At 65.6% G+C, this 25,536-nt stretch carries 22 protein-coding genes; 13 read left to right on the top strand and 9 right to left on the bottom strand.

The annotated features are described in order from the left end of the window. Positions 1-113: 113 nt before the first annotated feature. Positions 114-479 (top strand): DUF488 domain-containing protein, encoded by a 366-nt coding sequence (locus H8F01_RS09795; protein ID WP_187058837.1) that lies wholly within the window; start codon positions 114-116, stop codon positions 477-479. A gap of 4 nt (positions 480-483) precedes the next feature. Here H8F01_RS09795 and H8F01_RS09790 read toward each other — a convergent pair whose 3' ends face one another. Beyond that, on the bottom strand, positions 484-1,443 hold the full coding sequence (locus H8F01_RS09790) for a patatin-like phospholipase family protein (protein WP_187058836.1): 960 nt from the start codon (positions 1,441-1,443) through the stop codon (positions 484-486). A gap of 85 nt (positions 1,444-1,528) precedes the next feature. Beyond that, positions 1,529-2,509, bottom strand: coding sequence for a helix-turn-helix transcriptional regulator (locus tag H8F01_RS09785; protein ID WP_187058835.1), 981 nt, complete (start codon positions 2,507-2,509; stop codon positions 1,529-1,531). Between the two features lie 143 nt (positions 2,510-2,652). Here H8F01_RS09785 and H8F01_RS09780 point away from each other — a divergent pair, with 143 nt between their 5' ends. Then, positions 2,653-3,555, top strand: coding sequence for a hypothetical protein (locus tag H8F01_RS09780; protein ID WP_187058834.1), 903 nt, complete (start codon positions 2,653-2,655; stop codon positions 3,553-3,555). Positions 3,556-3,668: 113 nt separating this feature from the next. Beyond that, complete coding sequence (locus H8F01_RS09775) at positions 3,669-4,514, top strand: DUF481 domain-containing protein (RefSeq protein WP_187058833.1); 846 nt, start codon at positions 3,669-3,671, stop codon at positions 4,512-4,514. Between the two features lie 73 nt (positions 4,515-4,587). Here H8F01_RS09775 and hemC read toward each other — a convergent pair whose 3' ends face one another. Then, positions 4,588-5,505 (bottom strand): hydroxymethylbilane synthase, encoded by a 918-nt coding sequence (gene hemC, locus H8F01_RS09770; protein WP_187058832.1) that lies wholly within the window; start codon positions 5,503-5,505, stop codon positions 4,588-4,590. A gap of 135 nt (positions 5,506-5,640) precedes the next feature. Here hemC and H8F01_RS09765 point away from each other — a divergent pair, with 135 nt between their 5' ends. Next, positions 5,641-6,309 carry a tetratricopeptide repeat protein gene (locus H8F01_RS09765; RefSeq protein ID WP_187058831.1) on the top strand — a complete coding sequence of 223 codons (669 nt, stop codon included), beginning with the start codon at positions 5,641-5,643 and terminating at the stop codon, positions 6,307-6,309. Between the two features lie 53 nt (positions 6,310-6,362). Here H8F01_RS09765 and H8F01_RS09760 read toward each other — a convergent pair whose 3' ends face one another. From H8F01_RS09760 to H8F01_RS09750, 3 genes are all read right to left on the bottom strand, one after another. Beyond that, a complete protein-coding gene (locus H8F01_RS09760) occupies positions 6,363-7,067 on the bottom strand; it encodes a LytR/AlgR family response regulator transcription factor (RefSeq protein ID WP_187058830.1) in 705 nt (234 codons plus the stop codon). A 10-nt stretch (positions 7,068-7,077) separates the two neighbouring features. Then, positions 7,078-8,124 carry a sensor histidine kinase gene (locus H8F01_RS09755; RefSeq protein WP_187058829.1) on the bottom strand — a complete coding sequence of 349 codons (1,047 nt, stop codon included), beginning with the start codon at positions 8,122-8,124 and terminating at the stop codon, positions 7,078-7,080. Positions 8,125-8,197: 73 nt separating this feature from the next. After that, positions 8,198-8,863 (bottom strand): alpha/beta hydrolase, encoded by a 666-nt coding sequence (locus H8F01_RS09750; protein WP_187058828.1) that lies wholly within the window; start codon positions 8,861-8,863, stop codon positions 8,198-8,200. A gap of 237 nt (positions 8,864-9,100) precedes the next feature. Between H8F01_RS09750 and H8F01_RS09745 the strand changes: the two genes are divergently transcribed. Continuing rightward, positions 9,101-11,533, top strand: coding sequence for a S9 family peptidase (locus H8F01_RS09745; protein ID WP_187058827.1), 2,433 nt, complete (start codon positions 9,101-9,103; stop codon positions 11,531-11,533). A gap of 1,235 nt (positions 11,534-12,768) precedes the next feature. Here H8F01_RS09745 and H8F01_RS09740 read toward each other — a convergent pair. Continuing rightward, complete coding sequence (locus H8F01_RS09740; RefSeq protein WP_187058826.1) at positions 12,769-13,593, bottom strand: AraC family transcriptional regulator; 825 nt, start codon at positions 13,591-13,593, stop codon at positions 12,769-12,771. Positions 13,594-13,836: 243 nt separating this feature from the next. Here H8F01_RS09740 and H8F01_RS09735 point away from each other — a divergent pair, with 243 nt between their 5' ends. The 5 genes from H8F01_RS09735 (at position 13,837) to H8F01_RS09715 (ending at position 19,139) form a co-directional block, all read left to right on the top strand. After that, positions 13,837-14,076 carry a hypothetical protein gene (locus tag H8F01_RS09735; protein ID WP_187058825.1) on the top strand — a complete coding sequence of 80 codons (240 nt, stop codon included), beginning with the start codon at positions 13,837-13,839 and terminating at the stop codon, positions 14,074-14,076. 170 nt (positions 14,077-14,246) lie between these two features. Next, positions 14,247-14,615 carry a MarR family winged helix-turn-helix transcriptional regulator gene (locus H8F01_RS09730; RefSeq protein WP_187059235.1) on the top strand — a complete coding sequence of 123 codons (369 nt, stop codon included), beginning with the start codon at positions 14,247-14,249 and terminating at the stop codon, positions 14,613-14,615. 31 nt (positions 14,616-14,646) lie between these two features. Next, a complete protein-coding gene (locus H8F01_RS09725) occupies positions 14,647-16,113 on the top strand; it encodes an efflux transporter outer membrane subunit (protein WP_187058824.1) in 1,467 nt (488 codons plus the stop codon). Positions 16,114-16,130: 17 nt separating this feature from the next. After that, on the top strand, positions 16,131-17,333 hold the full coding sequence (locus H8F01_RS09720) for an HlyD/EmrA/EmrK family protein (protein ID WP_187058823.1): 1,203 nt from the start codon (positions 16,131-16,133) through the stop codon (positions 17,331-17,333). Between the two features lie 285 nt (positions 17,334-17,618). Continuing rightward, on the top strand, positions 17,619-19,139 hold the full coding sequence (locus H8F01_RS09715; RefSeq protein ID WP_187058822.1) for a DHA2 family efflux MFS transporter permease subunit: 1,521 nt from the start codon (positions 17,619-17,621) through the stop codon (positions 19,137-19,139). 565 nt (positions 19,140-19,704) lie between these two features. Here H8F01_RS09715 and H8F01_RS09710 read toward each other — a convergent pair. Next, positions 19,705-20,220 carry a lipid A 3-O-deacylase gene (locus H8F01_RS09710; protein ID WP_187058821.1) on the bottom strand — a complete coding sequence of 172 codons (516 nt, stop codon included), beginning with the start codon at positions 20,218-20,220 and terminating at the stop codon, positions 19,705-19,707. A gap of 263 nt (positions 20,221-20,483) precedes the next feature. After that, the gene (locus H8F01_RS09705) at positions 20,484-21,404 is read right to left on the bottom strand and encodes a bestrophin family protein (RefSeq protein WP_187058820.1); all 921 of its coding nucleotides are present in this window, start codon (positions 21,402-21,404) and stop codon (positions 20,484-20,486) included. A gap of 118 nt (positions 21,405-21,522) precedes the next feature. Between H8F01_RS09705 and H8F01_RS09700 the strand changes: the two genes are divergently transcribed. The 3 genes from H8F01_RS09700 to H8F01_RS09690 all read left to right on the top strand — a co-directional run bounded on the left by H8F01_RS09700 (position 21,523) and on the right by H8F01_RS09690 (position 25,449). Beyond that, a complete protein-coding gene (locus H8F01_RS09700; protein WP_187058819.1) occupies positions 21,523-22,119 on the top strand; it encodes a DUF2239 family protein in 597 nt (198 codons plus the stop codon). Positions 22,120-22,147: 28 nt separating this feature from the next. After that, positions 22,148-23,614 (top strand): MATE family efflux transporter, encoded by a 1,467-nt coding sequence (locus H8F01_RS09695; RefSeq protein ID WP_187058818.1) that lies wholly within the window; start codon positions 22,148-22,150, stop codon positions 23,612-23,614. A gap of 188 nt (positions 23,615-23,802) precedes the next feature. Then, positions 23,803-25,449 carry a multicopper oxidase family protein gene (locus H8F01_RS09690; protein ID WP_238481210.1) on the top strand — a complete coding sequence of 549 codons (1,647 nt, stop codon included), beginning with the start codon at positions 23,803-23,805 and terminating at the stop codon, positions 25,447-25,449. Positions 25,450-25,536: the final 87 nt, after the last annotated feature.

The raw sequence follows: 25,536 nt of genomic DNA, 5'->3' as shown, positions 1-25,536 counted from the left end.
ACGCTGAGGGCTGCGGTCGCGCACTAGTGCCCACCCACAAAAGCGCAAGGTCACTTCGACGTGCCCTTCATCGGCGTATGCCGATGATTCCTGCTTTGGGAGGCCGCCCGCCCATGAGCATTGCCGTCAAGCGCGTGTATGAACAGCCCACCAAGAGCGATGGTTACCGCATCCTGGTGGATCGCTTGTGGCCCCGTGGCCTGAAGAAGGACGATGCCGCGCTCGATGCATGGAGCAAGGAGCTCGCCCCGTCCACTGCGCTGCGTAAATGGTTCGGCCACGATCCCGCGCGCTGGGAAAGCTTCCGCCATCGTTACGCGTCCGAACTGGATGCCGCCGCCGAGTACTGGCGGCCGCTGCTGACGCAGGCGGCGCGCCATCGTGTGACCCTGTTGTTCGGTGCCCACGACGAGGAGCACAACAACGCCGTGGCGTTGAAGTGCTACCTCGATGCCCTGCTAAAGGAACACGTGCACTGAGGCCCTACGGCCTGTTGTTGAACAACGCACCGCGGTTCGGCTGCCAGTTTGCCAACGCCTGGCGCGCCTGCTGGCGGCCCATCTCGATCAGTTCGGTGGCACGGTAGAACTCGTAGACCGTGGCAACGTTGCGCGGCATGCGGATCAGCAGATCCGGTTCGTACGCGGCCAGTCGCAGGCGCGACAGATTGGCCTGCATCAGATCCATCGACTGCATCAGCATCTCGAGCATGCCCGGTTCGCGTGGCTTGTCGGGGCCGTGCGGCACCAGCTTGCCGATGAAGTCGGTGATGCGCGACCGGTAGCTGTCATCGTTGGCCGTGGGCGTGGCGGGCACCACGTCCGGCGTGCCGGCATCGGGCGGACCATCCATGCTCACGGCGAACAGGTAGTCGGCGGTTTCGCGAATCAGCGGCGTCACCGGCACGGGATTGAGCAAGCCGCCATCAATCAGCCGCCGGTCGGACAGCATGTGCGGGCGAAACAGCGTGGGAATGGCAATCGAGGCGCGGATGGCATCAAACAGCGGGCCGCGCGTCAGCCACACCTCGCGTTCGCGGTCCAGGTCGGTGGCCACGGCGGTATAGGCCAGCGGAAGGTCTTCGATGGCGACATCGCCGATCAGGCCACGCATGGTCTCGATGATGCGCTCGCCTTTGATCAGGCCACCGCCGGACAAGGTCCAGTCCACCAGCTTGAGCACGTCCATCTTGGCCAGCGAGCAGACCCAGTCGCGATACACCGTCAGCTTGCCGGTGGCGTAGATGCCGCCGATCAGTGCACCCATGGAGGTGCCGGCGATGGCGACGATCTCGTAGCCCTGCGCTTCGATCTCCTCGATCGCGCCGATATGCGCCAGGCCTTTGGCGCCGCCGGAACCAAGGGCGAGCGCGATGGTCGGTTTCTTCTGAACGGTGGCTTCGGCGGGAAGCGTCGAAGGATCAGCGATATCAATGGCGCTCATGGGCAGAAAGGCAAGAAGTGAGTGGAGAGAAGTGAGGAGTGAGAGTGGGCCCCGCGGCTCTCTCGCACTGCTCTCTCCTGTTTACTCACTTCTCGCTTTGATATCCACCCAGGGCCAGCTGCAGCTGGATCTTCATTTCCTCGCGCAGCGACAGCGGCGCCACGACTTCCGCGTCCGGACCGTACTTGAGTACGTCCATCAGCAGTTCCTTGGAATTGGAGTAAGGCACCTGCAGTTCGTAGCGGCCGTCCGGCAGCCATTCGCCCTTCTGCTGCGAATGCCAGTGCTCGTCCGCCACCCAGCGCGCGGCGTGCTGCGAGAAGCGCAGCGTGGCCCACGCCTTGGGTTTGCCGGCGAAGATGCCGTAGCTGGAGGCAAGTGCGTCGTTGAGATCCTGCTCGGCCACGTCGCGGGCCGGTTCGTCCAGCGCCTGCGGCTCGGCAATGCGGTCAACGGCGAAGCTGCGCAGTGCTTCGCGGTCGTGGTCCCACACGTCCAGGTACCAGTTGTCGCGATAGTGCGTGAGGCGTTGCGGCGACACGCGGCGATGGCTGTCGGCATTGGTGGTGCGCGCGCGGTAGCGGAAGCGCAGCTGCTTGCGCTCCAGCACGGCGCCGGCCACCACGCGGAACACCTGCTGGTCGAGCTTGCGCTCACCCCAGGCGATCACGCGGATGCGCTCGATGGGCAGCGTTTTCCCGGTGCCCTGGTCGGAGAGCAGGTGCTCGATGCGCGCCTTGAATGGCGCGAGGGCACCCGCAAGTACACCAGGCCCGCTGCGACCGATCAGTTCGTTGAGGGCGAGCAGCGCGGCCAGTTCATCGGAGGTCAGCCACAGTCCCGGCAATTCGAAACGTTCGCCTTCGCCAGCGGCATAGCGGAATGCGGCATGTTCGCCGCCCGCGCTCTCGATGGGCGCGCCCAGCGCATCGCGCAGGAACGCCACGTCGCGGTAAAGCGTCGCTCGCGAGCACTCCAGCTCGTCCATCAGACGAGGCAGAGGCACGGGATAGTGCGCCGACTTCAGCAATCGGTGCAGGGTGAGAATGCGCTCGTAACGATCCATGAAATGATTTTCGACGGCTGCCTCCGCGTAGCATGCGCACGGTTGGCGGCAGCCGCAAGTCCACCAGACGGTGAAATTCAGCAAGACCACGCCGCAGTCACGCCAGCGTGATCCGCCCTTCACGTACAAAAGACGCCATCCTCATGAAGCCGCTCCGTTCCACTTCCAGGCATGCCTCCGCGGGCTACGGACAACCCCCGCTCCGGGCGCGTCCACGTCCGCTGGCGGCCACCCTGTTGCATGTCGGCGGCTACAACGGGTTTGGCTTGTGGATGGTGCTCGGGCTGGCGCTGGCCGTGGGCGTGTATCCCGGAGGACGCGGCGATGTGCTGGTACCCCTCGCCCTCGGTGCGCTGCTGGTGGCTTTTGGACTGGCGGCGGCGGGCTTTCATTCGCGCTGGATGCCGCACTGGCACGGTTGGGTCCTCGGCAAGGGGTCGCGACCCACGCGCGATGCTTTGATCGCCCTCGCCTGCACCTTGCCGGTGCTGGCGGTGGCCGGTCTGGCGCGTGGTGACAACACCTTCTGGGCCACGCGTCTGGCCGGTGCGGCCATGGCCTTGTGCAGCCTGTGCTGCCTCATCGTTACCGCTTACGCCGACGGACGCCGCCAGGCGCCGGAGATGGATCACCATCTGGCCACGCAATTGCCGCTGAGCCGCGTGGTGTCGGCGACGTACGGGGGCGGCCTGTGGCTGTGGCTCTGCGCCGCCGGCCAGGGCGCCGACAACACCGACCTGCATCCCACCGCATGGATCGTCGGCCTGCTGGTGCTGGCCCTGCTGCGTGGCCTGGTGGAAAGCTTGCGTTGGCAGGCCGCGCTGCAGCGGGTGGTGGGGCCGCGTGGTCGGCTGGAATTGCAGCCGGGGCGTTATCTGGCGGCGCTGCTGGTCTACGCGGTGCCGTGCGCCGCTTTGCTGCTGATGAGCTTCGGTTTCGGCTGGCTCGCCCTGGCTATGGTGGCGGCCATCAGCGGCACGGTGGGTATGTCGACCGAGCTTAGTTTGTATGATGAAGCCCTGGCAGCCTTGCCGGACGGCCCCTAGGGCGTCGTCGCGCGCCTACGCTGAACATCCGCATCCCCGGTTCACAGGCAGTTCAATCCGCCCCGTTAAGGTGGCGTGATGCCGACTATTTAACGAAAAAGGAACAAGTGCTCATGAAGAAGACCCTGATGGCGGGCGCATTGCTCGCGGCGCTGGCCAGTTTTGGCGCTCAGGCCGACGACGCGCCGGCCAATCCGGCCAATCCGGCAGATAACGGCGGCTGGACGGGTTCGGGCGAATTCGGTTTCGCGTCCTCCTATGGCAACTCCCGCTCGGAAAACATCAACGCCAAGCTCGGCCTGAACCAGGAAAACGACCTGTGGAAGAACAATTTCTTCCTGAACGGCCTGCGCTCCAAGGGCGAGGTCGAGGTGCAGGACCCGCAGGGCAACACCGTGGATCGCCTGACCACCACGGCCAACCGCTACGACACCGGCGCGTCCGTTGGCTACAAGCTCGATCCGCGCAGCTACATCGTGACCGCGCTGCGCTACGAGCATGACGATTTCGGCGCCAACTTGTGGCAGGGCATCGTCTCGGTGGGCTACGGCTACATCGCGCTGAAAACCGACCGCAACGAGCTGTCGTTCGAAGTCGGCCCCGGTTACAAGCGCTATCGCCCTGCCGACGTCGAGCAGAGCCAGACGGTGACGCAGCCCGACGGCACCACCACTACCAGCACCGTGAAGGTCCGCCAGGACACCGTGGGCGAGGCCGTGGGCCGTGGCCTGATCAACTACAAGTACCGCATCACCGACAACACGGCGCTGGAAGACACGCTGCTGATCGAAGCGGGCTCGGACAACAAGTACTACCAGAACGATATCGGCCTGGCCGTCAGCATGACCAAGAAGATGGCGCTCAAGCTTGGCTACCAGGTGCGCTACAACAGCGACGTGCAGCCGGGCACGCAGAGCACCGATTCGCTGGTCACCACGAATCTGGTCTACAACTTCTAAGCAGCCGTGTTGTTGAAACCGCCCGGGCGGGACCGTCCACGACGGCACCCGCGGGGCGGTTTTCTTTTGCCCGTCAGTGGCCGAGCAGCGGGCCAGCGCCCTTGTCGAACAGCGCCTGCGCCACCTGCCTGCCCAGCGCTTCGGCCTGATCGCCTTCCGCCTCGGCCTCGGCCTGCAGCAGCCGGCCGCTGCTGACATCGCCCACCATGCCGCGCAGGTGCAGGCCGCGTTCGGTCACCGTGCACCACGCACCTACCGGCACGGTGCAGCTGCCGCCCAGTACGTGGTTCATCGCGCGCTCGGCGGTGACGGCAAGGCGGGTCTGCGCATCGTCCAGCGCGTGCAGCAGCGCGAGCACGTCGGGCTGGTCCGCGCGGGCCTCGATGGCAATGGCCGCCTGCCCGGGTGCGGGCAGCCAGTCAGGCGCGGTGAGGCGGCTGCGGATGCGGGAGGCCAGGCCCAGTCGCTCCAGTCCGGCACAGGCGAGCAGGATGGCGTCGTAGTGGCCCGCATCCAGCTTGGAGAGGCGCGTGCCCACGTTGCCGCGCAGGTCGAGCAGGGTCAGGTCAGGGCGCACGGCTCGCAGCTGGGCCTGGCGACGCAGCGACGAGGTGCCCACGCGTGCACCCAGCGGCAGTGCGGCCAGATCGGCGTAGTCGTTGCTCACGAACGCATCGGCCGCATCAGCGCGCGGCAGGATGGCAGGCAGCACGAAGCCGGGCTCCAACTCGGCGGGCACGTCCTTGAGGGAGTGCACGGCCAGCTCGGCGCGGCCTTCCAGCATGGCCACTTCCAGTTCCTTCAGGAACAGGCCCTTGCCGCCGATGGTGGCCAGCGGCTTGTCGAGAATTTCATCACCGCGGGTGGACAGCGGCACCAGTTCCACGAGCAACCCCGGATGGACAGCGCGCAGCTCCGCGGCGACGTGTTCGGCCTGCCAAAGGGCGAGCGCGCTCTTGCGGGTGGCGATACGCAGCGTGGTTGGCGTCATGGTTGTCTCGGGGGCGTGGCGCAGGGCTACTTGGGGGCGCTCATTGTCGCGTAATTATTGTCGCGGCTGCATTAGGTGCGGCATCGCGAATAGGACTATGCTGATGTTGGGATAGGGACAGCAAGGAGTGTTGTCATGAAGATCCATGGGATGGTTTGCACGATTCTCTTCGCCCTCGCCGGCCACGCCGCCATCGCGGCCGATATCGCGCCGGTGGCGACTTCCACCAACGCGAAACTCCCGGTGTTGATGCCCGATGGGCGTCCGTACACCGATCCGGATGTCACCGCGCGCGGCTTGCCCGAGGCCTCGCCGTTCGATCAGGGCAGTACGGCGGGAGCATTTCCGCAGATCGCGCCAGTGCGCAAGCTCACCGATGAAGGCTGGCTGGCAGCGAGCACGCATCGCAGCAGCGCGGCACAGGTCAATTTCGAGCGAGCCCTGCGCATGACACCCAATGATCGCCGCCTGCTGTGGGCTTATGGCTGGGGCATGATCAATCTGGGTGATCCGGCCTGCGCGCTCGAAGCGTTCCAGCGAAACCTCTCGTTGCGCCCCGGACAGCGACCGCAGTGGGTGCCCATGGCCATGGCGCTGACCTACACCGCATCGGGCCAGCGTGACGCGGCGCTGGCGTGGTACCGCGCCGCGGCGCAAAGCGATCCGGTGAGCTTCGGCACCGACAACGCCACCTTGCGCACCACGCTCCGCTGGACGGCCAGCGAGCGCAGCCTGATCAGGCAATTGATCGGCTATGCCGCGCAGGGTGACGGCGTGCCGTCGAGCGAGCTGGCGGCGCGTTGATCCCGCCATGAGGCGGTGGCCGCCCCGGCGCCACCGCTTCAGCCCATACCCTCTCAACCCATGCGCAGCAGCTTGCGCAGTGCCGGCAGGTTGCGCCGGCTGACTTCCGGCATCAGTTCCGTGCTGCCCAGTCGCGCGAGCACGCGACCGTCCGACAGTGTCTTCAGGCCAATCAGGCGCTGTGCCGGCACCAGGCAATTGCGGTGAAGTCGGATCAGGGTGTCCGGGTAGGCTTCTTCCAGCTGTCGCAGCGAATCCTCCAGCAAGAGCTGGCCGCCACGGTGCTGCACCACCACGTATTTCTCTTCGGCCAGCAGGCAGATCACATCATCCAGCGCAACGCGCACCTGTTCGCCGCGAAGACGGCCGTGCAGGTAGCCGCCCGCGTCGCGCGGCGCCTGTTGCAGGCGCTGGCGTGCCCGCTGCAAGGCTTCGTTGAGTCGTTCCAGCCGGACCGGTTTCAGCAGGTAATCGGCGGCGCCCAGATCGAAAGCGTGCAGTGCGTGGCTTTCATAGGCCGTGCAGAACACCACCAGCGGCCGCTTGCGACCGGCCAGTCGCTGCGCAAGCGCGGTGCCGCTGAGGCCGGGCATGTTGATGTCCAGCAGCAACAGATCCGGTTGCAGTTCGCCCAGGGCCTCGAGCGCCGCTTCGCCATCGGCCACGCTGCCCACCACCTCGACATCGCTGCATTCGGCGAGCAACGCGGCGAGCCGCGCGCGTGCCAGGGGTTCGTCATCTACGATCAGTACGCGCATACGCTAGTTTCTACGGTGCCGGCAGTTGCAGGCGCACGATGAAACGCCCGCCATCGGGGCCGGCGTTGACGCGCGCAAGCGGTCCATATCGGTAAGCGACGCGCCGGCGCACATTGTCCAGGCCATGGCCATGGCCGGATGGCGCAGGCTCGCTCGCCAGCGGGTTGTCGATCTCGATCACGATGCCGTCGCGCCCGCGCGCACCGCGCAGGATCACCTCGCCACCTTCACGTAGTGGCTGGATGCCGTGGCGCACGGCGTTTTCCACCAGTGGCTGCAGCAGCAGGCGCGGGAGCGGAAAATCGGCAGGCAGTTCGTCCAGCTCGCGGCGCACGCGCAGGCGTTCGCCCAGGCGCAGCTGTTCAATGTCGAGGTAACGGTCCACCAGGCCCAGCTCCTCGCCCAGCGTGCCGTCCTGCGTGGCGTGTTCACCGAGCGCCGCGCGGAAGAGCTCGGACAGGTCTTCCACCGTGCGTTCCGCCGCCGCCGGGTCCACCCGCACCAGCGCCGCCACGGTGTTCATGCTGTTGAACAGGAAGTGGGGCCGGATGCGCGCCTGCAAGGCGGCCACCTGCGCCTTCGATACGGCCTCCAGCCGCGTCTGCCACTGCGCGAGCAGGTAGAAGTAGCGCAGCATGAGCGCGCCCAGCAGCGCCGCCATCACCGTGTTGTTGCGCACGAACTCGACTGCGGTATCGCGCAGCAGGGCCATCTGCATCAGGCCATCCAGCCAGTGCACCAGGATGCTGCCTGCCGCCACGATCGCCACCATCGCCATCCACACGCCAGCATACGAGGCATGACCGGGCAGTCGTTCGAAGAGCGGTCGCAGCTTGCACAGGGCCACGCCAATCACCACGGCCAGCCATTCGGCGAACAACATGCCCACGCTATAGCCTTCCCAGCCGTGGCTGTTATTCGGGGCCAGCCACATCACGGTGACCGTGATCGCCGCGATGATCAGCAGCGCATAGATCACCGGCCCGCTGCAGAAATCGGGCAGCGGGCGATGCTCAGCACGAGCAGGCGCTGTTGTAGCGGTGGCGGACTCCCTCATGCGCAGGAGTATGACGCATGCGCGTGTTGGCTTCTTTGCGGCCTATCGCGGCACGGTCGACTCGACGCGGCGCTCAGGCTTCCAGGCGCACCGTCATCCACTGGCGCAGGTCGGTCACTTCCTCGGCGCACACGGAGTGCGGCATCGGGTAGGTGTGCCAGCTCACCGGGTAGCCCAGCGACTGCAGCAAGTCACGCGAGTTGACGCCGCGGGTGAGCGGCACGATCGGGTCGGCCGTGCCGTGCCCCCAGAACACCGGCGTGTGGCCGTTGGCCGGGCTGCGTTCGGCAGCAAAGGCCTCCTGCAGGGGCAGGTACGTGGACAGCGCGATCACGCCGGCCAGCTTGTCCGCGTGGCGCAGCCCTGCCGCCAGCGCGATGGCGCCGCCCTGGGAGAAACCCGCCAGCAGGATCCGCCCGGTGGGCACGCCGCGTTCATTCTCCCGCGCGATCAGCGTTTCCACGCTGGCGATGGAGGCGCGCATGCCGGTTTCGTCCTGGCGCGAGATCAGGTCCACGCCCACGATGTCGTACCAGGCGCGCATGGGCATGCCGCCGTTGACCGTCACCGGGCGCACCGGCGCGTGCGGAAACACAAAGCGCAGCGCGGGCCACGTGGGGGAAACCAGTTCAGGCACGATGGGTGCGAAGTCATTGCCGTCGGCACCGAGCCCGTGCAGCCAGATCACGCTATGGCCGGGATGGGGGGCGGTTTCGATCTCAACGGTAGGCAGGGGCATGGTGGCTCGCTGGGCTTGGGGACGCGGGCAAAGCATGCCTCGAAGACATGCGGGGGAACCTCACCGAACGCACGGGGCGCAGCTTGGCCGACATGGCGCCGGTCAAGGTGACAGGGATTCGTGACCGGGCAACCGCCAAGATTAGCTGTCTAGGCGATCAGTTTGAACCGGGACCAACGGCGCTTGTGCGGGCCGACGCCTTGGTTATGCTGCCTCGTTTTGACTGTGGAGCCCTCCATGCGCCGAACGCTGTTCGCCGGCCTTGCCGCCCTCGCCGCGTTGCCTGCCGCGGCCCTGTCGCCGTCGACCGGCAACCAGCTGGACCTGGAAACCATCATGGCCAATCCGGACTGGATCGGTGCCGCGGTGGAACAGCCCTACTGGAGCGTGGACGGCCGCAGCGTGTACTACTCGCTCAAGCGCGACGGCAGCAAGGTGCGTGACCTGTATCGCGTGGACGCCTCCGGTGGCCAGAGCGTGAAGCTCGATCCCGCCGCCATGGCCCAGGCGGAAGGCCCGGCCGTGTACGACCGCGCCCATCGACACGCCGCCTACGTGATGCACGGCGACATCTTCATGGTGGACCTGTCGAGCGGACGCCGCGTGCAGGTGACCCGTTCGTCCGAAGCGGAATCCTCGCCGCGCTTCTCCAGCGACGGTCGTCGCCTGCAGTATCGCCAGGGCAACAACTGGTTCGTCTACGACCTCGCCTCCGGCGTGGGTGGCCCGGCCGCCGTGCTGCGCTTCACCAATGACCCGCAGGACAAGAAGCCCGACCAGCTCAAGGACATGCAGCTTGAGATGTTCCGGTCGCTGCGCGAGAACAAGTCGGACAAGGACGCCGCGCGCGCGAACGACGACGCGATGATGGCCGCCGATCCGGGTCGCGCTCCCAAGCCCATCTATCTGGGCGAAGGCGCCGAACCGGCCGATACCGAACTGTCGCCGGATGGCCGCTGGATGGTGGTGGTGACCAAGCCCAAGGACGCGAAGGAAGGCCGGCGCCCCGAAGTCACCCACTACGTGACCGAGTCCGGTTACGCCGAACAGCAGGAAACGCGTGTTTACGTGGGTCACAACGATCCCGCGCCGCAGTCGCTGCTGCTGGTAGACCTGGCTACCGCGAAGTTCTACTCGCTGAAGACCGACACGCTGCCGGGCATCAAGGACGATCCGCTCAAGGCCATCCGTGCCAAGACCATCGCTGCCCTCGAAAAGGACGGCAAGGCCGACGAAGCCAAGGCCCTTAAGGCCCCGGACGTGCGTGCGGTGCGCATCGTGTCCGGCGCTGACGACGGCGGTGGTGGCGGCATCGCGTGGAGCGATGATGGCCAGAACGTCGCCATCCAGCTGCGCGCCATCGACAACAAGGATCGCTGGATCGCCAGCGTCGATTTCGACAAGCACGCGCTGGTCAACCAGGATCGCCTCACCGACAACGCCTGGATCAACTGGAACTTCAACGATTTCGGCTGGCTCAAGGACGGCCGCACGCTTTGGTTCCTCAGCGAGGAATCGGGCTACTCGCAGCTTTACAGCAAGGCACTGGGCGGCAAGGCCAAGGCGCTGACCAGCGGCAAGTTCGAAGTGAGCCATCCGGCGCTGAGCGAGGATGGCCAGTGGTTCTACGTGCGCGCCAACCAGGTCGCGCCGTACAGCTACGACGTCTATCGCGTACCCAGCGCTGGCGGCGAATTGACCCGCCTCACCCAGTACCAGGGCATGGACGACTTCGCGCTGTCGCCCGATGGTCGCCAGCTCGCCGTGCTGCACTCCTCGCCGTACACGCTGGCGCAGCTGGCGGTGCAGAACGCCGAAGGCGGCACGCCGCGCGAACTCACCAACACCATGAAGCCGGCATTCACCGCGCATGCGTGGATCCAGCCGAAGATCGTCGGCATCCCGTCCTCGCATGGTGCAGGCACCATCTGGGCGAAGTACTACGGCCCGGCCGATGAAGCCGCCGCCGCTTCGCGTCCGGCCGTGATCTTCGTGCACGGCGCGGGCTACCTGCAGAACGTCACGCTGTCGTACTCCAACTACTTCCGCGAGCAGATGTTCCACAACCTGCTGGTGCAGCAGGGTTACGTGGTGCTCGACATGGATTACCGCGCTTCGGAAGGCTACGGCCGCGCGTGGCGCACGGCGATCTATCGCCAGATGGGCCATCCGGAACTGGAAGACCTGCTCGACGGCAAGGCGTGGCTGGTGAAAAACCATGGCGTGGATACCAAGCGCGTGGGCATGTATGGCGGCAGCTACGGCGGCTTCATGACGCTGATGTCCCTGCTGCGCGCACCGGGCGAGTTCGCTGCCGGTTCCGCGCTGCGTCCGGTGACCGACTGGACCAGCTACAACCACGAATACACCGCCAACATCCTCAACGATCCCCAGCTCGATCCGGAGTCGTACCAGATCAGCTCGCCGATCGCCTACGCCGACAAGTTGCAGGATCCGCTGCTGATGCAGCACGGCCTGATCGACGACAACGTGCTGACCAGCGACACCATTCGCCTGTACCAGCGCTTCATCGAGCTGCACAAGAACAACTTCTGGATGTCGCTGTATCCGATGGAGCGCCACGGCTTCGTGCATCCGGACTCGTGGTATGACGAGTACCGTCGTATTGATGAGTTGTTCAATACGTATGTGAAGCCGGCGAAGCAGTAATGCCTTGGCTCCCTCTCCCCATCGGGGAGAGGGCTGGGGTGAGGGGTGGGTGCTCGCGGGAAGGCTTCCTTCTTTAGCCGTCACCCCTGCGTAGGCAGGGTCCAGTGACTTTGCCTTGGGCCTTCGGGTTCTAGCGCTACCGCGACCGGGCCGCCTGCGCAGCGGGCGTTCCGTCCTCCTGCCGGAGGCCGGGTCACTTTTCTTTGCTTGCCCAAAGAAAAGTAACCAAAAGAAAAGGCACCCCCATCGCGGCGCTGGCCGGTGAAGCCGGCCAGTCCGTGAGGGTCGGCCGGGCTTTTCGACAGGACCTCCCTGTCCTGTCGAAAAGGGATCGGCATCCTTGCCGATCCCCCTGCGGGCCTGTCGTCCGCCCCTCACCGCCGCTCAAGGGGAGGGGTAGGTCAAAAGCCTCGAGCCGAAGGCTCGTGCAGCTGCGCTGCACATCGCGTCGCAGGCGCGACGGCGCATGGAGTACCGGTTTAGCTTGTCTGTAGGAGCGCACCCTGTGCGCGACCACCTGACGGAGCGGTATCGACAGGGCGCTGCGGTCGCGCCCAAGTGCGCTCCTACAGGGGGTGTCTCGCACCGTGTGAAGCCCGTTTCTTTCTCGCCTCAGTGCTCACCCCAGTCCTCTCCCGAACGGGAGGAGACGAGCGACAGGTGATGTTCAACGTGAACCACCAAGTGGCAAGGAAGGAGGTGCCGCGCAGCGGCACGACGCTCCGCGTTAAGCCCTCTTCGCATCGGCGCGTTGCGAAGCGCTTGGAAGTACCCGTTGTGTAGAGGCGGAGGTTGCCAAGCAGCAACGTTCCTCAGCCGTTCGGGCTTATCCCCACGGCATGCTGCCAGCCTTTAGGGCCATTTTCTTTGGGTTACTTTTCTTTTGGGCCAGCAAAAGAAAAGTGACTCGGCCTCCGGCAGGAGGTCGAAACGCCTCCGTGGCGTAAGCGGCAACCTGGCGCGGGCATGACTACCGAAGGCAGAGAGCAAAGGCACTGGATCCCAGCTTGACCAGCCCCCCGGCGGGTGAAAAGCGCCTCGCTGGAATGACGGTCAAAAGAATGAAACGCCGGGGGCGATTGCCGACCACTACGGAAACTAGACCCGGCCTGCGCCGGGATGACGATGTAGAAACGTTCCCGCGAGCACCCACGCCCCAACCCCGACCCTCTCCCCGGAGAAGAGAGAGCAACCAAACACCAAAAGCCAAGCGCTAAACCGCGCCCAACGCGTCCCTATTGCCCCATCTGCGCCGCAAAATACCTCGCCGGTGGCTGCCCAAAACTCCTGCGAAACATCGCCACAAACGCACTCACGCTCGCATACCCCAACGCATCCGCCACCGCCGACACCGGCTCGCCATCCGCCAGGCGTTCCAGCCCCCGCGACAACCGCGCCAACTGACGCCACTGCGCGAAACTCAGCGCCGTTTCGCTGCGGAACAGCCGGCTGAGGCTGCGTGGCGATAAACCCGCCCACGTCGCCCAGTCGTCCAGCCCGCGGTTGTCATTGGGGTTTTCCAGCAGTGCTACCGCGATGCGCAGCGCGCGGCGATCCACCGGCATCGGCAGGTGCAGGGGCTCGTGCTGGGCGCGGCGGACTTCCTCCAGCAAGACGGCGGTGATGCGCTCCTGGCTTTCGTCCAGCTCCGTTTCCCATACCCAGGAGCTGGCGCGTCGCACCAGCGCGCGCATCAGCTCGGTGACGCCCATCACGCAGGGGTCAGACGGTAGGCACGTACATTCGGGCGGAGTGATGAATACGCCCCAGCCGCTCATGGCGCCGCTGACGGTCACGGTGTGCTCCACGCCGGGCGGCATCCAGCCGGCGCGATGAGGGGGCAGCAGCCAGGAGCCCTTGGCGGTGCGCACATGTACCAGGCCGCTTTCCACGCAGTAGAGCTGCCCCCGTGCATGGGAATGCCAGCCGTACTCGCGCGTGGTTTCGTTGTACTCACCGGCGACTTCGCCCTCGGTCCAGTAGGCAATCACCGAGGGGCCATCCAGCCGCTCGATCATCCCGTGGAACTGTGCTTCGTCTTTCTCGCGGACGTGGCCCATGGCCGATTCTCGACAAACTTTGACCAAATAACGCTAACAGTAATTTGCCGGCCTGCTCAATCATGCTCGCCCGATCCCCACCGCTGCCGTCGCTCGCGGTGCCGAACGTGGCGTCGGTCGCGGTTTCCCTACCCGTGCCATTCCTCCTGCTTGATCTGGCCCGGTCACGCCCGCACCCCGACTCGCGTCCTGTTGTTGCAAGCAAGCGGCGCCGCCGCCCGGCGTCGAAGGGAGAGCAGACCCATGTCGTTGATTGCCGTACGTACGACCCCCGCCGAGACCGCCCCGCTGGAAGTCTTTGTGGCCTGTGCCCACCAGATGCTGGCCCCCGAAACCCCGGAAGCCACCCGCCGTGCCCTGGAGCCGCGCTTGGTGGCCCTGTTGCCGGCGCTGCGGGCTCTGGGCGTATTCGAGTTGTTCGAACTGCGTGATCCGGCCCTGCGCGCCTGGCTGGAGGACGAAATGCGCGAGGGGCCTCATTGAGGCAATCTCAAATTTTGATAAGGCAAAATCTAACCAAAACATATTTGCCTTGACAAATATATTTCCGGCAATAGAATTGCCGCTCCATGAGCCCCTCCAATCCCCTTTCGCACGCCCAAGACAGCATCGGCGTCCTGATCGGGCTGGTTCGCAGCGAACTGGTCCGCAAGATGGAAGCCGAGCTGCAGTCTTCGGGCATCGGACTGCGCTTCACCCAGTTCCTGATCCTCAAGCGCCTGGCGCTGATCGGTCCGATGTCGGCCAGCGAACTGGCCCGCTCGGTGGAACTGGATGGCGGCGCCATGACCCGCCAGCTGGACCAGCTCGAAGGCAAGGGCCTGTTGCGCCGCCAGCCGCATGAGCAGGACCGGCGCGCCCTGCGCATCGAGTTGACCGATGCCGGTCAGGCGATGTGGGAGCAGATGACTCCGTGCAACGAATACGTGTTGGACGCCGCGCAGAAGGCGCTGGATCCGACCGAGCGTGAACAGTTGCGCGACTACCTGGAGCGCGTGCTGTTGGCGCTCCGCGACATGTAACAACCCGATTTCATTCCTGGAAACCACGCCCATGCGTCTGCAAATCCTTGCGGCAGCTACTGCACTCTCCCTCGCGCTGGCGGGTTGCGTCAGCAGCGGCGGCCTGCATCCCGAGGGCACGCTGACCGATGCTTCGTCACTGAAGGCCGACCGCAGCCTGTCCGGCGCCGCGCTCTCCCCCGCCGCCTGGCCGGCCGATGATTGGTGGACGGGCCTGGGTGATCCCCAGCTGTCCGCGCTGATCACCGAGGCGCTGAAGGACAACCCGACCCTCGCCGTGGCCGATGCCCGCGCCCGCCAGGCGCAGGCCGAAGCTGGTGCGGCCGACGCGGACCGCGGCCCCAGCGTGAGCGCTGGCGCCAACGTCATCGGCCAGCGCCTGCCGCTGACCGCGGCGCCGCCGGAACTTGGCGGCGGCAAGTTCACCTGGTTCAAGGACGCCCGCGCCAGCTTCAGCTGGGGCCTGGACCTGTGGGGCGGCAAGCGTGCCGCGTGGGAAGCCGCCGTTGGCATGCAGCATGCCGCGCAGATCGAACAGCAGGCCGCGCGCATCGAGCTCTCCACCAACGTGGCGCGTGCCTATGTGGAGCTGTCCTACGCCTACGCGCAGCAGGACGTGGCCAAGGCCGAGCACGAGCGCGCCGCCACCGCGCGCCAGCTGACCCAGCAGCGTGTTACCGCCGGCCTCGACAACCAGCTGCAGCTCAAGCAGAGCGAAACCGAAGTGGCCAATGCCGACCAGAAGCTGGCCGCTGCCAACCGCGCCATCGATGCGGCGCGTTCGTCGCTGTCGGTACTGCTGGGCAAGGGTCCGGATCGCGGCATGGACATCGGTCGCCCGCAGCTGCTGGCGCCGGCGTCGCTCAGCGTCCCGGCGGACCTGTCGACCGAACTGCTCGGCCATCGTGCCGACATCGTCGCCGCGCGCTGGCGCGTGGAATCGGCGGGCAAGGAGATCAAGGTCGCCAAGACCGAGTTCCTGCCCAACGTCAGCATCAGCGCCATGGCCGGCGTGGCCGCCTTCGGCAGCATCAATCCGCTGCAGCTGCCGGCACGCTTCTACACCTTCGGCCCGTCGCTGAGCCTGCCGATCTTCGACGGTGGCCGCCTGCGTTCCAACCTGTCGTCCAAGGACGCGCAGTACGACGAAGCCGTTGCCCAGTACAACCAGACCTTGGTGCGCGCGGTGAATGAAGTGGCCGACGGCTACGACGCCGTGCAGTCCGCCAAGGAGCAGGTGGCCGCCCAGCAGCGCGCGGTGGATGCCGCCACGCAGGCGTGGCAGCTCTCCGAACAACGCTACAAGGCCGGCGTGGGCAGTTACCTCGAGGCGCTGATCGTGCGCCAGCAGCTGCTCGGCGCGCAGGAACGTCTTGCCGCGCTGCAGTCGCAGCAGGTCGACCTGTCCGTGCAACTCATCCAGGCGCTGGGCGGCGGTTTCCGTCCGCAAGGCAACGCCGATGTGGCCGTCCAAACCCCTTCTGATCATTCGCTTTAAGAAAAAGGCTGCCCCCCATGTCTAGCCAAACCCCGCTCGCGGCCGAGAATGCGGCCGTCCAACCCCCGAAGAGCCGTCGCGGTTTCATGCTGAAGGCGCTTGCGGCCGTGGTGGTGCTTGCCGCCATCGGCTGGGGCCTGTGGTACTTCCTCGAAGGCCGCTGGTTTGAAGAGACCGACGACGCCTACGTCAACGGCAACGTGGTGCAGATCACCCCGCAGGTGCCGGGCTCGGTCATCACCATCGGCGCCGATGACGGCGACCTCGTGCATGCCGGCGACGTGCTGGTGAAGCTCGACCCGGCCGACGCCGACGTTGCCCTGCAACAGGCGCGCGCCAACCTGGCCAGCACGGTGCGCAAGGTGCGCGGCCTGTACAGCAACGTCAACGGTGCCCAGGCCGAAGTGGCGGCGCGCAAGACCGCCGTGGACAAGGCGCAGGCCGACTACAACCGTCGTCGCGACCTGGCCAAGACCGGCGCCATCTCGGCCGAAGAGCTGTCGCACGCCCTGGACGCGCTGACCACCGCGCAGAGTGCACTCACGACTTCGCAGCAGCAGTTGCAGACCAACAAGGTGCTGGTGGACGACACCGTCGTCGCCTCGCATCCGGACGTCCAGACGGCTGCTTCCCGCCTGCGCGCCGCCTACCTCGACGACCTGCGCACCTCGATTCTTGCGCCGGTGGACGGTTATGTCGCCAAGCGTTCGGTGCAGCTGGGCCAGCGCGTGGCGCCGGGTAACCCCCTGATGGCCGTGGTGCCGCTGCATGAAGTGTGGATCGACGCCAACTTCAAGGAAACGCAGCTGACCAGCATGCGCATCGGCCAGCCGGTGGACATCCGTGCCGACATCTATGGCAGCTCGGTCACCTACAAGGGCAAGGTCGAGAGCCTGGGCGTGGGCACGGGCAGCGCGTTCTCTCTGCTGCCGGCGCAGAACGCCACCGGCAACTGGATCAAGATCGTGCAGCGCGTGCCGGTGCGCGTGTTCTTCACCGATCCCAAGCAGCTGGAAGAACACCCGCTGCGCATCGGCCTGTCGACCAAGGTGGAAGTGGCCCTGCGTGACCAAAGCGGTCCGCTGCTCTCCAAGCAGGCGCCGACCGAGCCGGTGTTCAAGACGGATGTGTACAAGGAACAGCTGGCCAAGGCCGACGGCATGATCGCGGAGATCATCCACGCGAACATGGCCGGTACGGGCGAAGCCCAGAAGCAGTAAGTGCTTTGAGGTTGGCGTGGAGGCGCTGCATCGCCATCCACGCCAGCCGCTTCAATGATTCGAAGCGTCATTCCGGCGTAGGCCGAAATCCAGCGCCCCAGAGCACGGTCGTCGCCAAGCGGGCCACGCTGTTGAGCGCAGGGCGAAAGCCGGATCCTGCCGACACTGGATTCCAGCCTTTGCCCTCTTTTGTGGGGTGCGCCGGAATGACGAGCAAAAACAGAAAGCTGCTCCGTTGAGTTCAGCGGAGCGAGCAAACCCTTCATACCGCAGGTTATCCGTGCGATGAGCCAAGAATTCCGTCCGCCCAACCTGGCGCTGACCACCGTCGGCCTCTCGCTGGCGACCTTCATGCAGGTGCTGGACACGACGATTGCCAACGTGTCGTTGCCGACGATTGCCGGCAACCTCGGCGTGAGCGTCAACCAGAGCACCTGGGTCATCACCTCCTTTGCGGTGAGCACGGCCATTGCGTTGCCATTGACCGGCTTCCTCACCCGCCGCTTTGGCGAAGTGAAGCTGTTCATCTGGTCGACGCTGCTGTTCTCGATCGCCTCCTTCCTGTGCGGCCTCGCGCAGAGCATGCCGATGCTGATCGCGTTCCGCGCGCTGCAGGGCGCCGTGGCCGGCCCGATGTACCCGATCACGCAGAGCCTGCTGATCTCGATCTATCCACCGGCCAAACGAGGGATGGCGCTGGCGCTGCTGGCCATGGTGACGGTGGTGGCGCCTATTGCAGGCCCGATCCTGGGTGGCTGGATCACCGACAACTACTCGTGGCCGTGGATCTTCTTCATCAACGTGCCCATCGGCATTTTTGCCAGCACCGTGGTGGCCAATCAGATGAAGGGACGCGTGGACGTAACCATGCGCCCGAAGATGGACTACGTTGGCCTGATCACGCTGATCGTTGGCGTTGGCGCGTTGCAGATCGTGCTGGACAAGGGCAATGACGAGGACTGGTTCAGTTCGCAGTTCATCGTGATCACCACCATCGTGTCGGTGGTCGCCCTGGCGGTGTTCCTGATCTGGGAGCTCACCGACAAGGAACCCATCGTCAACCTGCGCCTGCTCCGCCATCACAACTTCCGCACGGGCACCATCGCGCTGGTGCTGGCCTACGCGGCGTTCTTCGCCATCGGCCTGCTGGTGCCGCAGTGGCTGCAGCGGAACATCGGCTACACCTCGACGTGGGCCGGCTTCGCCGCGGCGCCGCTGGGCATCCTGCCGGTGATGCTGACCTTCATCGTGGGCAAGTACGCGCCGCGCACGGACATGCGCCTGCTGGCTTCGTGCGCGTTCCTGGTGATGGGCATGACCTGCTTCATGCGCTCGGAGTTCTTCACCCAGATCGACTTCCTGCATGTGGCCGGTGCGCAGTTCATCCAGGGCCTGGGCGTGGCGCTGTTCTTCATGCCGGTGACGACGATCCTGCTGTCGGATCTGTTGCCCAACGAGATCGCCGCGGGCGGTGGTCTGGCGACGTTCCTGCGCACGCTGGGCGCGAGCTTCTCCGCGTCGCTCACCACGTTCCTGTGGGATCACCGCGCGATCGTGCATCACGCGCAGCTGACGGAACACATCACGGCCTACGACAGCTCGCCCCAGGCAACGCTGCAGGCGGCGGGCGTGACGGGCCAGGCAAGCAACGGCTTGCTTGAGCAGCTGATCAACCAGCAGGCGTATCAGATCTCGTTCAACGAGGTGTTCCACATGCTGGGCTGGGTGTTCCTGAGCCTGATCGTGGTGGTGTGGATGGCGAAGCCGCCGTTCAGTGCGAAGGCGGGGCCGGGGGCGGATCACTGATCCTTGTCTTCGATGGATTGGAGAAGGCCGCAGCGATGCGGCCTTTTCTTTTGCTCTCTATGTCGCTTTAGCTCGTCATCCGAGCGGAAGCTGGAGGCGCTTTTCAACAGCCGCATGGCTGGTCGTCCAGTGCCTTTGCTCTGTGCCTTCGGTAGTCATGCAGGCGCAAGGTTGCCGCTTACGCCGCGGAGGCGTCTCGACCTCCTGCCGGAGGCCGAGTCACTTTTCTTTGCTGGCCCAAAGAAAAGTAACCCAAAGAAATGGCCTTAAAGGCTGGCAGCATGCCGATGGGAAAAGCCCGAGCGGCTGAGGAACGGTGTTGTGGGACAACCTCCGCCTCTACACAGCGGGTACATCAAAGCGCTTCGCAACGCGCCAATGCGCTGAGGACTTAAGACAGAGCGTCGTGTGGTTTGGTGGTCTTGCGGGGCCTCTCACTTCTCCCTCTCCCCTTCGGGGAGAGGGCCGGGGTGAGGGGTCAATCTTGCCTCTGTCTGATTTAGCCGTCCAAAACGACAACGGCCCCTCAAGGGGCCGTTGTCGTTCTTGCTGCGCACAACGCCGCTTACGGATTGAACGCAAACCCCACCAGCGCCATCGTTTCGCCGCGGTTGGAGCCCTTGATGCCGGCGTTGGAGGCGTGGCGGATCTGGAAGGTCCAGTGGTCGCCGCTCCAGCCGATCGAGTTGATGAACTCGCCGCCGCTGCTGAGGGCCAGGGTGCGGCCGCCCTGCACGGCAACTTCGGCGTTCCAGAACAGGTGGTGGTACCAGTCGTTGGCGCCGCCGTAGCGGATGCGGAAGCCGCCGCCGCCCAGCCATACGTCGTCGGACACGGCGTTGCCGTATTTGGCGACATTCCGGCCGTTGATGAAGCCCAGGGAGGCCATCGGTGCCCAGGTGATGCGGCTGTTGCTCAGGGCGTGCTCGCCCCAGATGCCTTCGATCCAGGCGGTGTTGGTCCAGTAGCCGTCGGAGTAGCTACGGCCGCCGTTGATTTCGATGCGGGGGTCAGCCAGGGCGGAGGCGGAGACGCCGACGAGTGCGAGCGCTGCGGCACTGCGCAGGAGGAGGGATCGCATGTTCGTTCTTCTTTTTTTGCTTGGGGAGGGGTTACTGCACTGCTAAGTATAATTACTTAACTGGACCGCCCGGTACTGGAAATAGGTCGAATCTGGGCAACACTGCGTTGCCTGGGCGGTACGAGTGCCTGTCTTGCTTTCCCCTGCGCGTGTTCAGTGTCCACCCGAAGGGGTGAAGCACACGCGGAAATCACCGCAAAAATGCGGTGAGCTTGCTCAGAAAAATTGCGGAGTCACCAGCGCGAGGCTGGCCGTATCGCGGCTTACATCAGCACGCCATCCACCGGCTCCAGCGGCGCCGGCAGTTCGCGCTCGCCCAACAGTTCGCCCAGGCCGATCTCGATGGTGCGGCACAGGGCGTCCAGCGGCAGGTCGTTGGGCAGGCGGTCGAAGGGGTTCTCGATCTGGTCACCCAGCGCGTCGAGCCCGAAGAACGTGTAGGACAGTACGCCCACCATCAGCGGCGTCACCCAGCCCACGCTGCCGATCAGGCAGAACGGCAGCAGCAGGCAGTAGACGTAGACGGTGCGGTGCAGAAGCAGGATGTAAGCGAACGGAATGGGCGTGTTCTGGATGCGCTCGCAGCCGCCCAGCACGTAGGACACGCGCGTCACCTGCGCATCGATGCTGGCCAGCAGGATGGGATCGAGCCGGCCATCGCGGCAAAGCCGTGCATAACCCTGTGCGATCAGCCCGAGCAGCACGTTGGGTGGATTGGGGCGCCCGGCGATGGCCGCTGCGTCGTCCGCCGTGAGCCAGCGGGAAACGTCCTCGCCCGGCGGCGTACCACGCAGGTGGTGGCGTAGCGCGTGGGCAAAGGCGATCAGCCGATGGACCATGCGTTCGCGCTCTTCCTGCGACAGATCCGCCGGCAAGCTGAGCGTCTGCCTCGCCAGGTTGCGCAGCACGATCAGTAGCTCGCCCCACAGGGTGCGCGCTTCCCACCAGCGCTGATAGGCGACGGTGTTGCGGAAGCCCAGGAAGATCGCCAGCGTCAGCCCCATCAGGGTCGGTGGAATGGCGCCCAGCTGCACGCCCGTGCTCGGCAGGCGGTGCTCCAGCAACACCACGGCCACCGAGAGCAGCATGATCCCGACCACGCGTTTCCAGATCACCGGCACGATGGAGCCGCGCAGGGTGAACAGCATCAGCCGGAGCGAGCGGTGCGGCGGGTGAATGACCATGGAAACGACTTGGCGGGAGGTCGGGAAATGGTACCCCTCGCGCCCGTGTCGGAGCGGCCGCTTGCGTCCGGCTTATTACCCGGGCACTATCCATTCCCTTTTGTACCCGGGCAAAATCATGTCTATCATTGAACCCGTGTCCTGCATTGCCTTTGATGGACACCGGCGGATCGCCGCCGGCCCGCTGGCCGACGTGGCGCTGGCCGCCAAGCAGGCCCTGGACGGCGGTGCCCAGGGGCGGCTGCTGATCTTCGACGATCTCAGCAGCCGCCCGGTGGAGCTGGATCTGCGTGGCTCGCCTGCGGATGTGCTGGCGCGCCTGCCGCCGCCGGCCGTGGATGAGGAGCCCGTCCAGCGCGGTCCGGGCCGCCCCAAACTGGGCGTGGTCGCACGCGAGGTGACCTTGTTGCCGCGCCACTGGGACTGGCTGGCCAGCCAGCCGGGGGGCGCGTCGGCCACCTTGCGTCGCCTGGTGGAAGAAGCGCGACGCAGCCACCGCGAGCGCGATGCCGCACGCCTCGCCGGCGAGGCCGTGGATCGCTTCATGCACGCCATGACCGGCGATCTGCCGCATCACGAAGAAGCTTCCCGCGCGTTCTGGCGCAAGGAGAGCGAGCGTTTCACGCAACTGACGGATGCATGGCCCGCCGATGTGCGCGAGCATGTGCGTCGTCTGGCAACACGCGCATGGCAGGCTGCGGTCGCCGGCGACTGATCCCCTTCCCCTTGGCGGAATCCACCTGATGTCATCTATCGCTGCAAGGCAGCCGCTGCTCACCGAAGGACCGATTGCCCGCACGCTGTTGATGTTTGCCCTGCCCATCCTGGGCAGCACGGTGCTGCAGTCGCTCAACGGTTCCGTCAACGCGATGTGGATCGGCCATTACCTGGGCGAATCCGCCCTCACGGCGGTGAGCAACGCCAACCTGATCCTGTTCCTGCTGCTGGGCGCGGTGTTTGGCCTCAGCATGGCCTGCACCATCCTGATCGGCCAGAGCCTGGGTGCGCGCAACATGCTGGAAGCCAAGCGCGTGGTCGGCACCGGCGTGACCTTCTTCGTGTCCGTCTCGGTCATCGTGGCCATCGTCGGCTACTTCACCACGCCGCTGATGCTGCACGCGCTCAACACGCCACTGGACGCCCAGGCGTACGCCGTGCCGTACCTGCGCATCATCTTCGTCGCCGTGCCGTCGATGTTCTTCTACAACTTCCTGATGATGACGCTGCGCGGCGCCGGCGATTCGCGCACGCCGTTCTTTTTCATGGGCCTGTCGGTGCTGATGGACATCGTATTCAACCCGCTGCTGATCTTCGGGGTGGGTCCGTTCCCGCGCCTGGGCATCGCCGGGTCGGCCACCTCCACGCTTATCGCGCAGACGGTGGCACTGTTCGCCCTGCTCTTCACGCTTTATCGCCGCAAGCACTTCCTGCGCCTGACCCGCCATGAGCTGGGCTACCTCAAGCCCGACATGGAGATCCTGCGCGCGCTGGTGTTCAAGGGCCTGCCGATGGGCCTGCAGATGATCGTGATATCCAGCTCCGCCATCATCATGATCCACATGGTCAACAACTACGGCTCCAAGACCACTGCTGCCTACGGCGCAGCCACGCAGCTGTGGACCTACGTGCAGATGCCTGCGATGGCCATCGGCGCGGCGGTGTCGTCCATGGCGGCGCAGAACGTGGGTGCCAGGCTGTGGGATCGCGTCAGCCGCATCACTCAGGTGGGCGTGCTCTACAACTTCCTGCTCAGCGGTGCGCTCATCGGCATCATCTACCTGTTCAACCACGCGGCGCTGGGCCTGTTCCTGCCCAACGACGCCGAGGCGCTCACGCTGGCGCAGCACCTCAACAGCATCGCGGTGTGGTCGTTCATGTTCTTCGGCGTCACCTTCGTGCTGTTCGGCGTGGTGCGTTCCACCGGTGCGGTGATTCCGCCGCTGGTGATCCTGTTCATTTCGATGTGGCTGATCCGCCCGCCGTTCGCGCTGGCGCTGGCGCCGCATCTGGGCGCGGATTCGATCTGGTGGAGTTTCCCGCTGGGCTCGCTCGCCTCCCTGCTGATGGCCATGGGCTACTACAAATGGGGCGGCTGGCGTCGCGCCCGCATGCTGGCCACGCCGATCGAGAAAGCCGGCCAGGACCAGGCCGACCTGGCGGGCCAGCAGGCGCCCACCACCGGGCAGGGCGTGCCCGCGTCGATGGATTGAGACCGGCGTCCATGGAGATCGGCTTGACCCTTCGCGTGATCCTGCGCGAAGGGTGAACTGCTCTTCACGCTTTGCCACGCGACTGTCATGCGGGCTGCCTAGGGTGGCTCGATGACTCGCTCCCCACCGTTCTCGCCCGTGCCTGCCGCCGCGATTTCCAGCGCTGTCGCCATCGTTGGAAGTGGCGCATGACGCTTTCGCGCCGCCAGTTCCTGCGTGGCTTTGCCGACATGATCGGTGCGGCGGCTGCCGTGGAGCTAGGCCTGCTGGCGTGGCCCTCGCCCGCCATCGGCGACGAGAAGATGGCCCGCATGGCCATGCCGCAGCTCGCCGCGCCCAAAGTGCCCCTGGTGAATCCGGTGACGCTGGCGCGCTTCGTCGATCCGTTGCCGCTGCCCGCGCTGGCCAAGCCTGTCGGGCAGCGTTCGCACCCTGCGTATCCCGGCAAGCCGTTGCCGTTCTACCGCATGGAGATGCGCGCGTTCAAAACACAGCTGCACCGTGACCTGCCGGCGACGCCCATGTGGGGTTACGGCGGATCGTTCCCCGGCCCCACGCTGATGGCACGGCGCAACGAACCGGTGCTGATCGAATGGGCCAACGCGCTGCCGGACAAACACTTCCTGCCCATCGACCACAGCATCCACGGCGCCGAGCGCGACAAGCCGGAAGTACGCACCGTGGCGCACGTGCATGGCGCGCGCACCACCGCGGATAGCGACGGTTATCCCGAAGCCTGGTTCGCACCGGGGCGCTCGCTGGTTTCGCACTACCCCAATGCGCAGGATGCGGCCACGCTCTGGTATCACGACCACGCGATGGGTATCACACGCCTCAACATCTACGCCGGTTTGCTGGGGGCTTACCTGATCGAGGACGACGCGGAGCACGTGCTCAACCTGCCCGCCGGTGACTGCGACCTGCCGCTGATCCTGTGTGACCGCCTGATCGCCAGGAGCGGTGAACTCTACTATCCCGTATCCGATGATCCGGATGCGCCATGGGTATCGGAATGCAACGGCAACGCCATCCTGTGCAACGGCAAGTTGTTTCCCTTCCTGGAGGTGGAGCCGCGTCGCTACCGCATCCGCCTCATCAATGCCGCCAATACGCGTTTCTATGAGCTGTCGTTGTCGGGCGGCGTGCCGTTCCAGCAGATCGCCAGCGATCAGGGCCTGCTGGCCGCACCGCTGTCGCGCGCGCACGTGACGCTCTATCCTGCCGAGCGTGCCGAGGTGGTCATCGACTTCTCTGGCATGGATGGCAAGCAGGTGCAGCTGCGCCAGCAAGCCGAAGCCATCATGGAGTTCCGCGTGCGCGACCGCGGACGCAAGGACACCAGCGCCGTGCCGTCCACGCTGCGCTCCATCGAACGCCTGGCTGCCGCCAGCGCCGTGCGCGATCGCGTGCTTACCCTGGGCGAGCAGGACGATGCCGGTGGCAGCCCGATGATGATGATGCTGGGTGGCAAGCACTGGTCCGCTCCCGTGACCGAAGATCCGCGCCAGAACACCACCGAGATCTGGAGCATGGTGAACCTCACCGGCGATGCGCATCCTATGCACCTGCATCTGGTGCGCTTCCAGGTGCTCGAACGCCGCCCGTTCGATCTGTTCGCGTGGAATGAGAGCAAGACGCTCAAGTACACCGGCCCGGCCATTCCGCCAGATCCGGAAGAAATGGGCTGGAAAGACACCGTGCGCGCCGATCCCGGCATGGTCACGCGCATCATTGCGCGCTTCGAAGGCGAGCCCGGCCGTTATGTGTGGCATTGCCACCTGCTCGAGCACGAAGACAACGAGATGATGCGGCCGTTCCAGTTGTTGCCGGCCTGATCAAGCATCGTTTCAAAACAAATTGTAGGAGCGCGCTTGCGCGCGACCGCTGCATGTGACCGTGCGGAGTCGCCGGGTCCTGCGGTC

Origin of the sequence: Dyella telluris, assembly GCF_014297575.1 — a bacterium.
Classification (GTDB): domain Bacteria; phylum Pseudomonadota; class Gammaproteobacteria; order Xanthomonadales; family Rhodanobacteraceae; genus Dyella; species Dyella telluris.
This window is presented reverse-complemented; position numbering and strand designations above follow the sequence as displayed.

Coding starts and splice junctions, on each gene's coding strand:
- H8F01_RS09795 (WP_187058837.1), top strand. CDS start 114: ATGAGCATTGCCGTCAAGCGCGTGTATGAACAGCCCACCAAGAGCGAT.
- H8F01_RS09790 (WP_187058836.1), bottom strand. CDS start 1,443: ATGAGCGCCATTGATATCGCTGATCCTTCGACGCTTCCCGCCGAAGCC.
- H8F01_RS09785 (WP_187058835.1), bottom strand. CDS start 2,509: ATGGATCGTTACGAGCGCATTCTCACCCTGCACCGATTGCTGAAGTCG.
- H8F01_RS09780 (WP_187058834.1), top strand. CDS start 2,653: ATGAAGCCGCTCCGTTCCACTTCCAGGCATGCCTCCGCGGGCTACGGA.
- H8F01_RS09775 (WP_187058833.1), top strand. CDS start 3,669: ATGAAGAAGACCCTGATGGCGGGCGCATTGCTCGCGGCGCTGGCCAGT.
- hemC (WP_187058832.1), bottom strand. CDS start 5,505: ATGACGCCAACCACGCTGCGTATCGCCACCCGCAAGAGCGCGCTCGCC.
- H8F01_RS09765 (WP_187058831.1), top strand. CDS start 5,641: ATGAAGATCCATGGGATGGTTTGCACGATTCTCTTCGCCCTCGCCGGC.
- H8F01_RS09760 (WP_187058830.1), bottom strand. CDS start 7,067: ATGCGCGTACTGATCGTAGATGACGAACCCCTGGCACGCGCGCGGCTC.
- H8F01_RS09755 (WP_187058829.1), bottom strand. CDS start 8,124: ATGAGGGAGTCCGCCACCGCTACAACAGCGCCTGCTCGTGCTGAGCAT.
- H8F01_RS09750 (WP_187058828.1), bottom strand. CDS start 8,863: ATGCCCCTGCCTACCGTTGAGATCGAAACCGCCCCCCATCCCGGCCAT.
- H8F01_RS09745 (WP_187058827.1), top strand. CDS start 9,101: ATGCGCCGAACGCTGTTCGCCGGCCTTGCCGCCCTCGCCGCGTTGCCT.
- H8F01_RS09740 (WP_187058826.1), bottom strand. CDS start 13,593: ATGGGCCACGTCCGCGAGAAAGACGAAGCACAGTTCCACGGGATGATC.
- H8F01_RS09735 (WP_187058825.1), top strand. CDS start 13,837: ATGTCGTTGATTGCCGTACGTACGACCCCCGCCGAGACCGCCCCGCTG.
- H8F01_RS09730 (WP_187059235.1), top strand. CDS start 14,247: ATGGAAGCCGAGCTGCAGTCTTCGGGCATCGGACTGCGCTTCACCCAG.
- H8F01_RS09725 (WP_187058824.1), top strand. CDS start 14,647: ATGCGTCTGCAAATCCTTGCGGCAGCTACTGCACTCTCCCTCGCGCTG.
- H8F01_RS09720 (WP_187058823.1), top strand. CDS start 16,131: ATGTCTAGCCAAACCCCGCTCGCGGCCGAGAATGCGGCCGTCCAACCC.
- H8F01_RS09715 (WP_187058822.1), top strand. CDS start 17,619: ATGAGCCAAGAATTCCGTCCGCCCAACCTGGCGCTGACCACCGTCGGC.
- H8F01_RS09710 (WP_187058821.1), bottom strand. CDS start 20,220: ATGCGATCCCTCCTCCTGCGCAGTGCCGCAGCGCTCGCACTCGTCGGC.
- H8F01_RS09705 (WP_187058820.1), bottom strand. CDS start 21,404: ATGGTCATTCACCCGCCGCACCGCTCGCTCCGGCTGATGCTGTTCACC.
- H8F01_RS09700 (WP_187058819.1), top strand. CDS start 21,523: ATGTCTATCATTGAACCCGTGTCCTGCATTGCCTTTGATGGACACCGG.
- H8F01_RS09695 (WP_187058818.1), top strand. CDS start 22,148: ATGTCATCTATCGCTGCAAGGCAGCCGCTGCTCACCGAAGGACCGATT.
- H8F01_RS09690 (WP_238481210.1), top strand. CDS start 23,803: ATGACGCTTTCGCGCCGCCAGTTCCTGCGTGGCTTTGCCGACATGATC.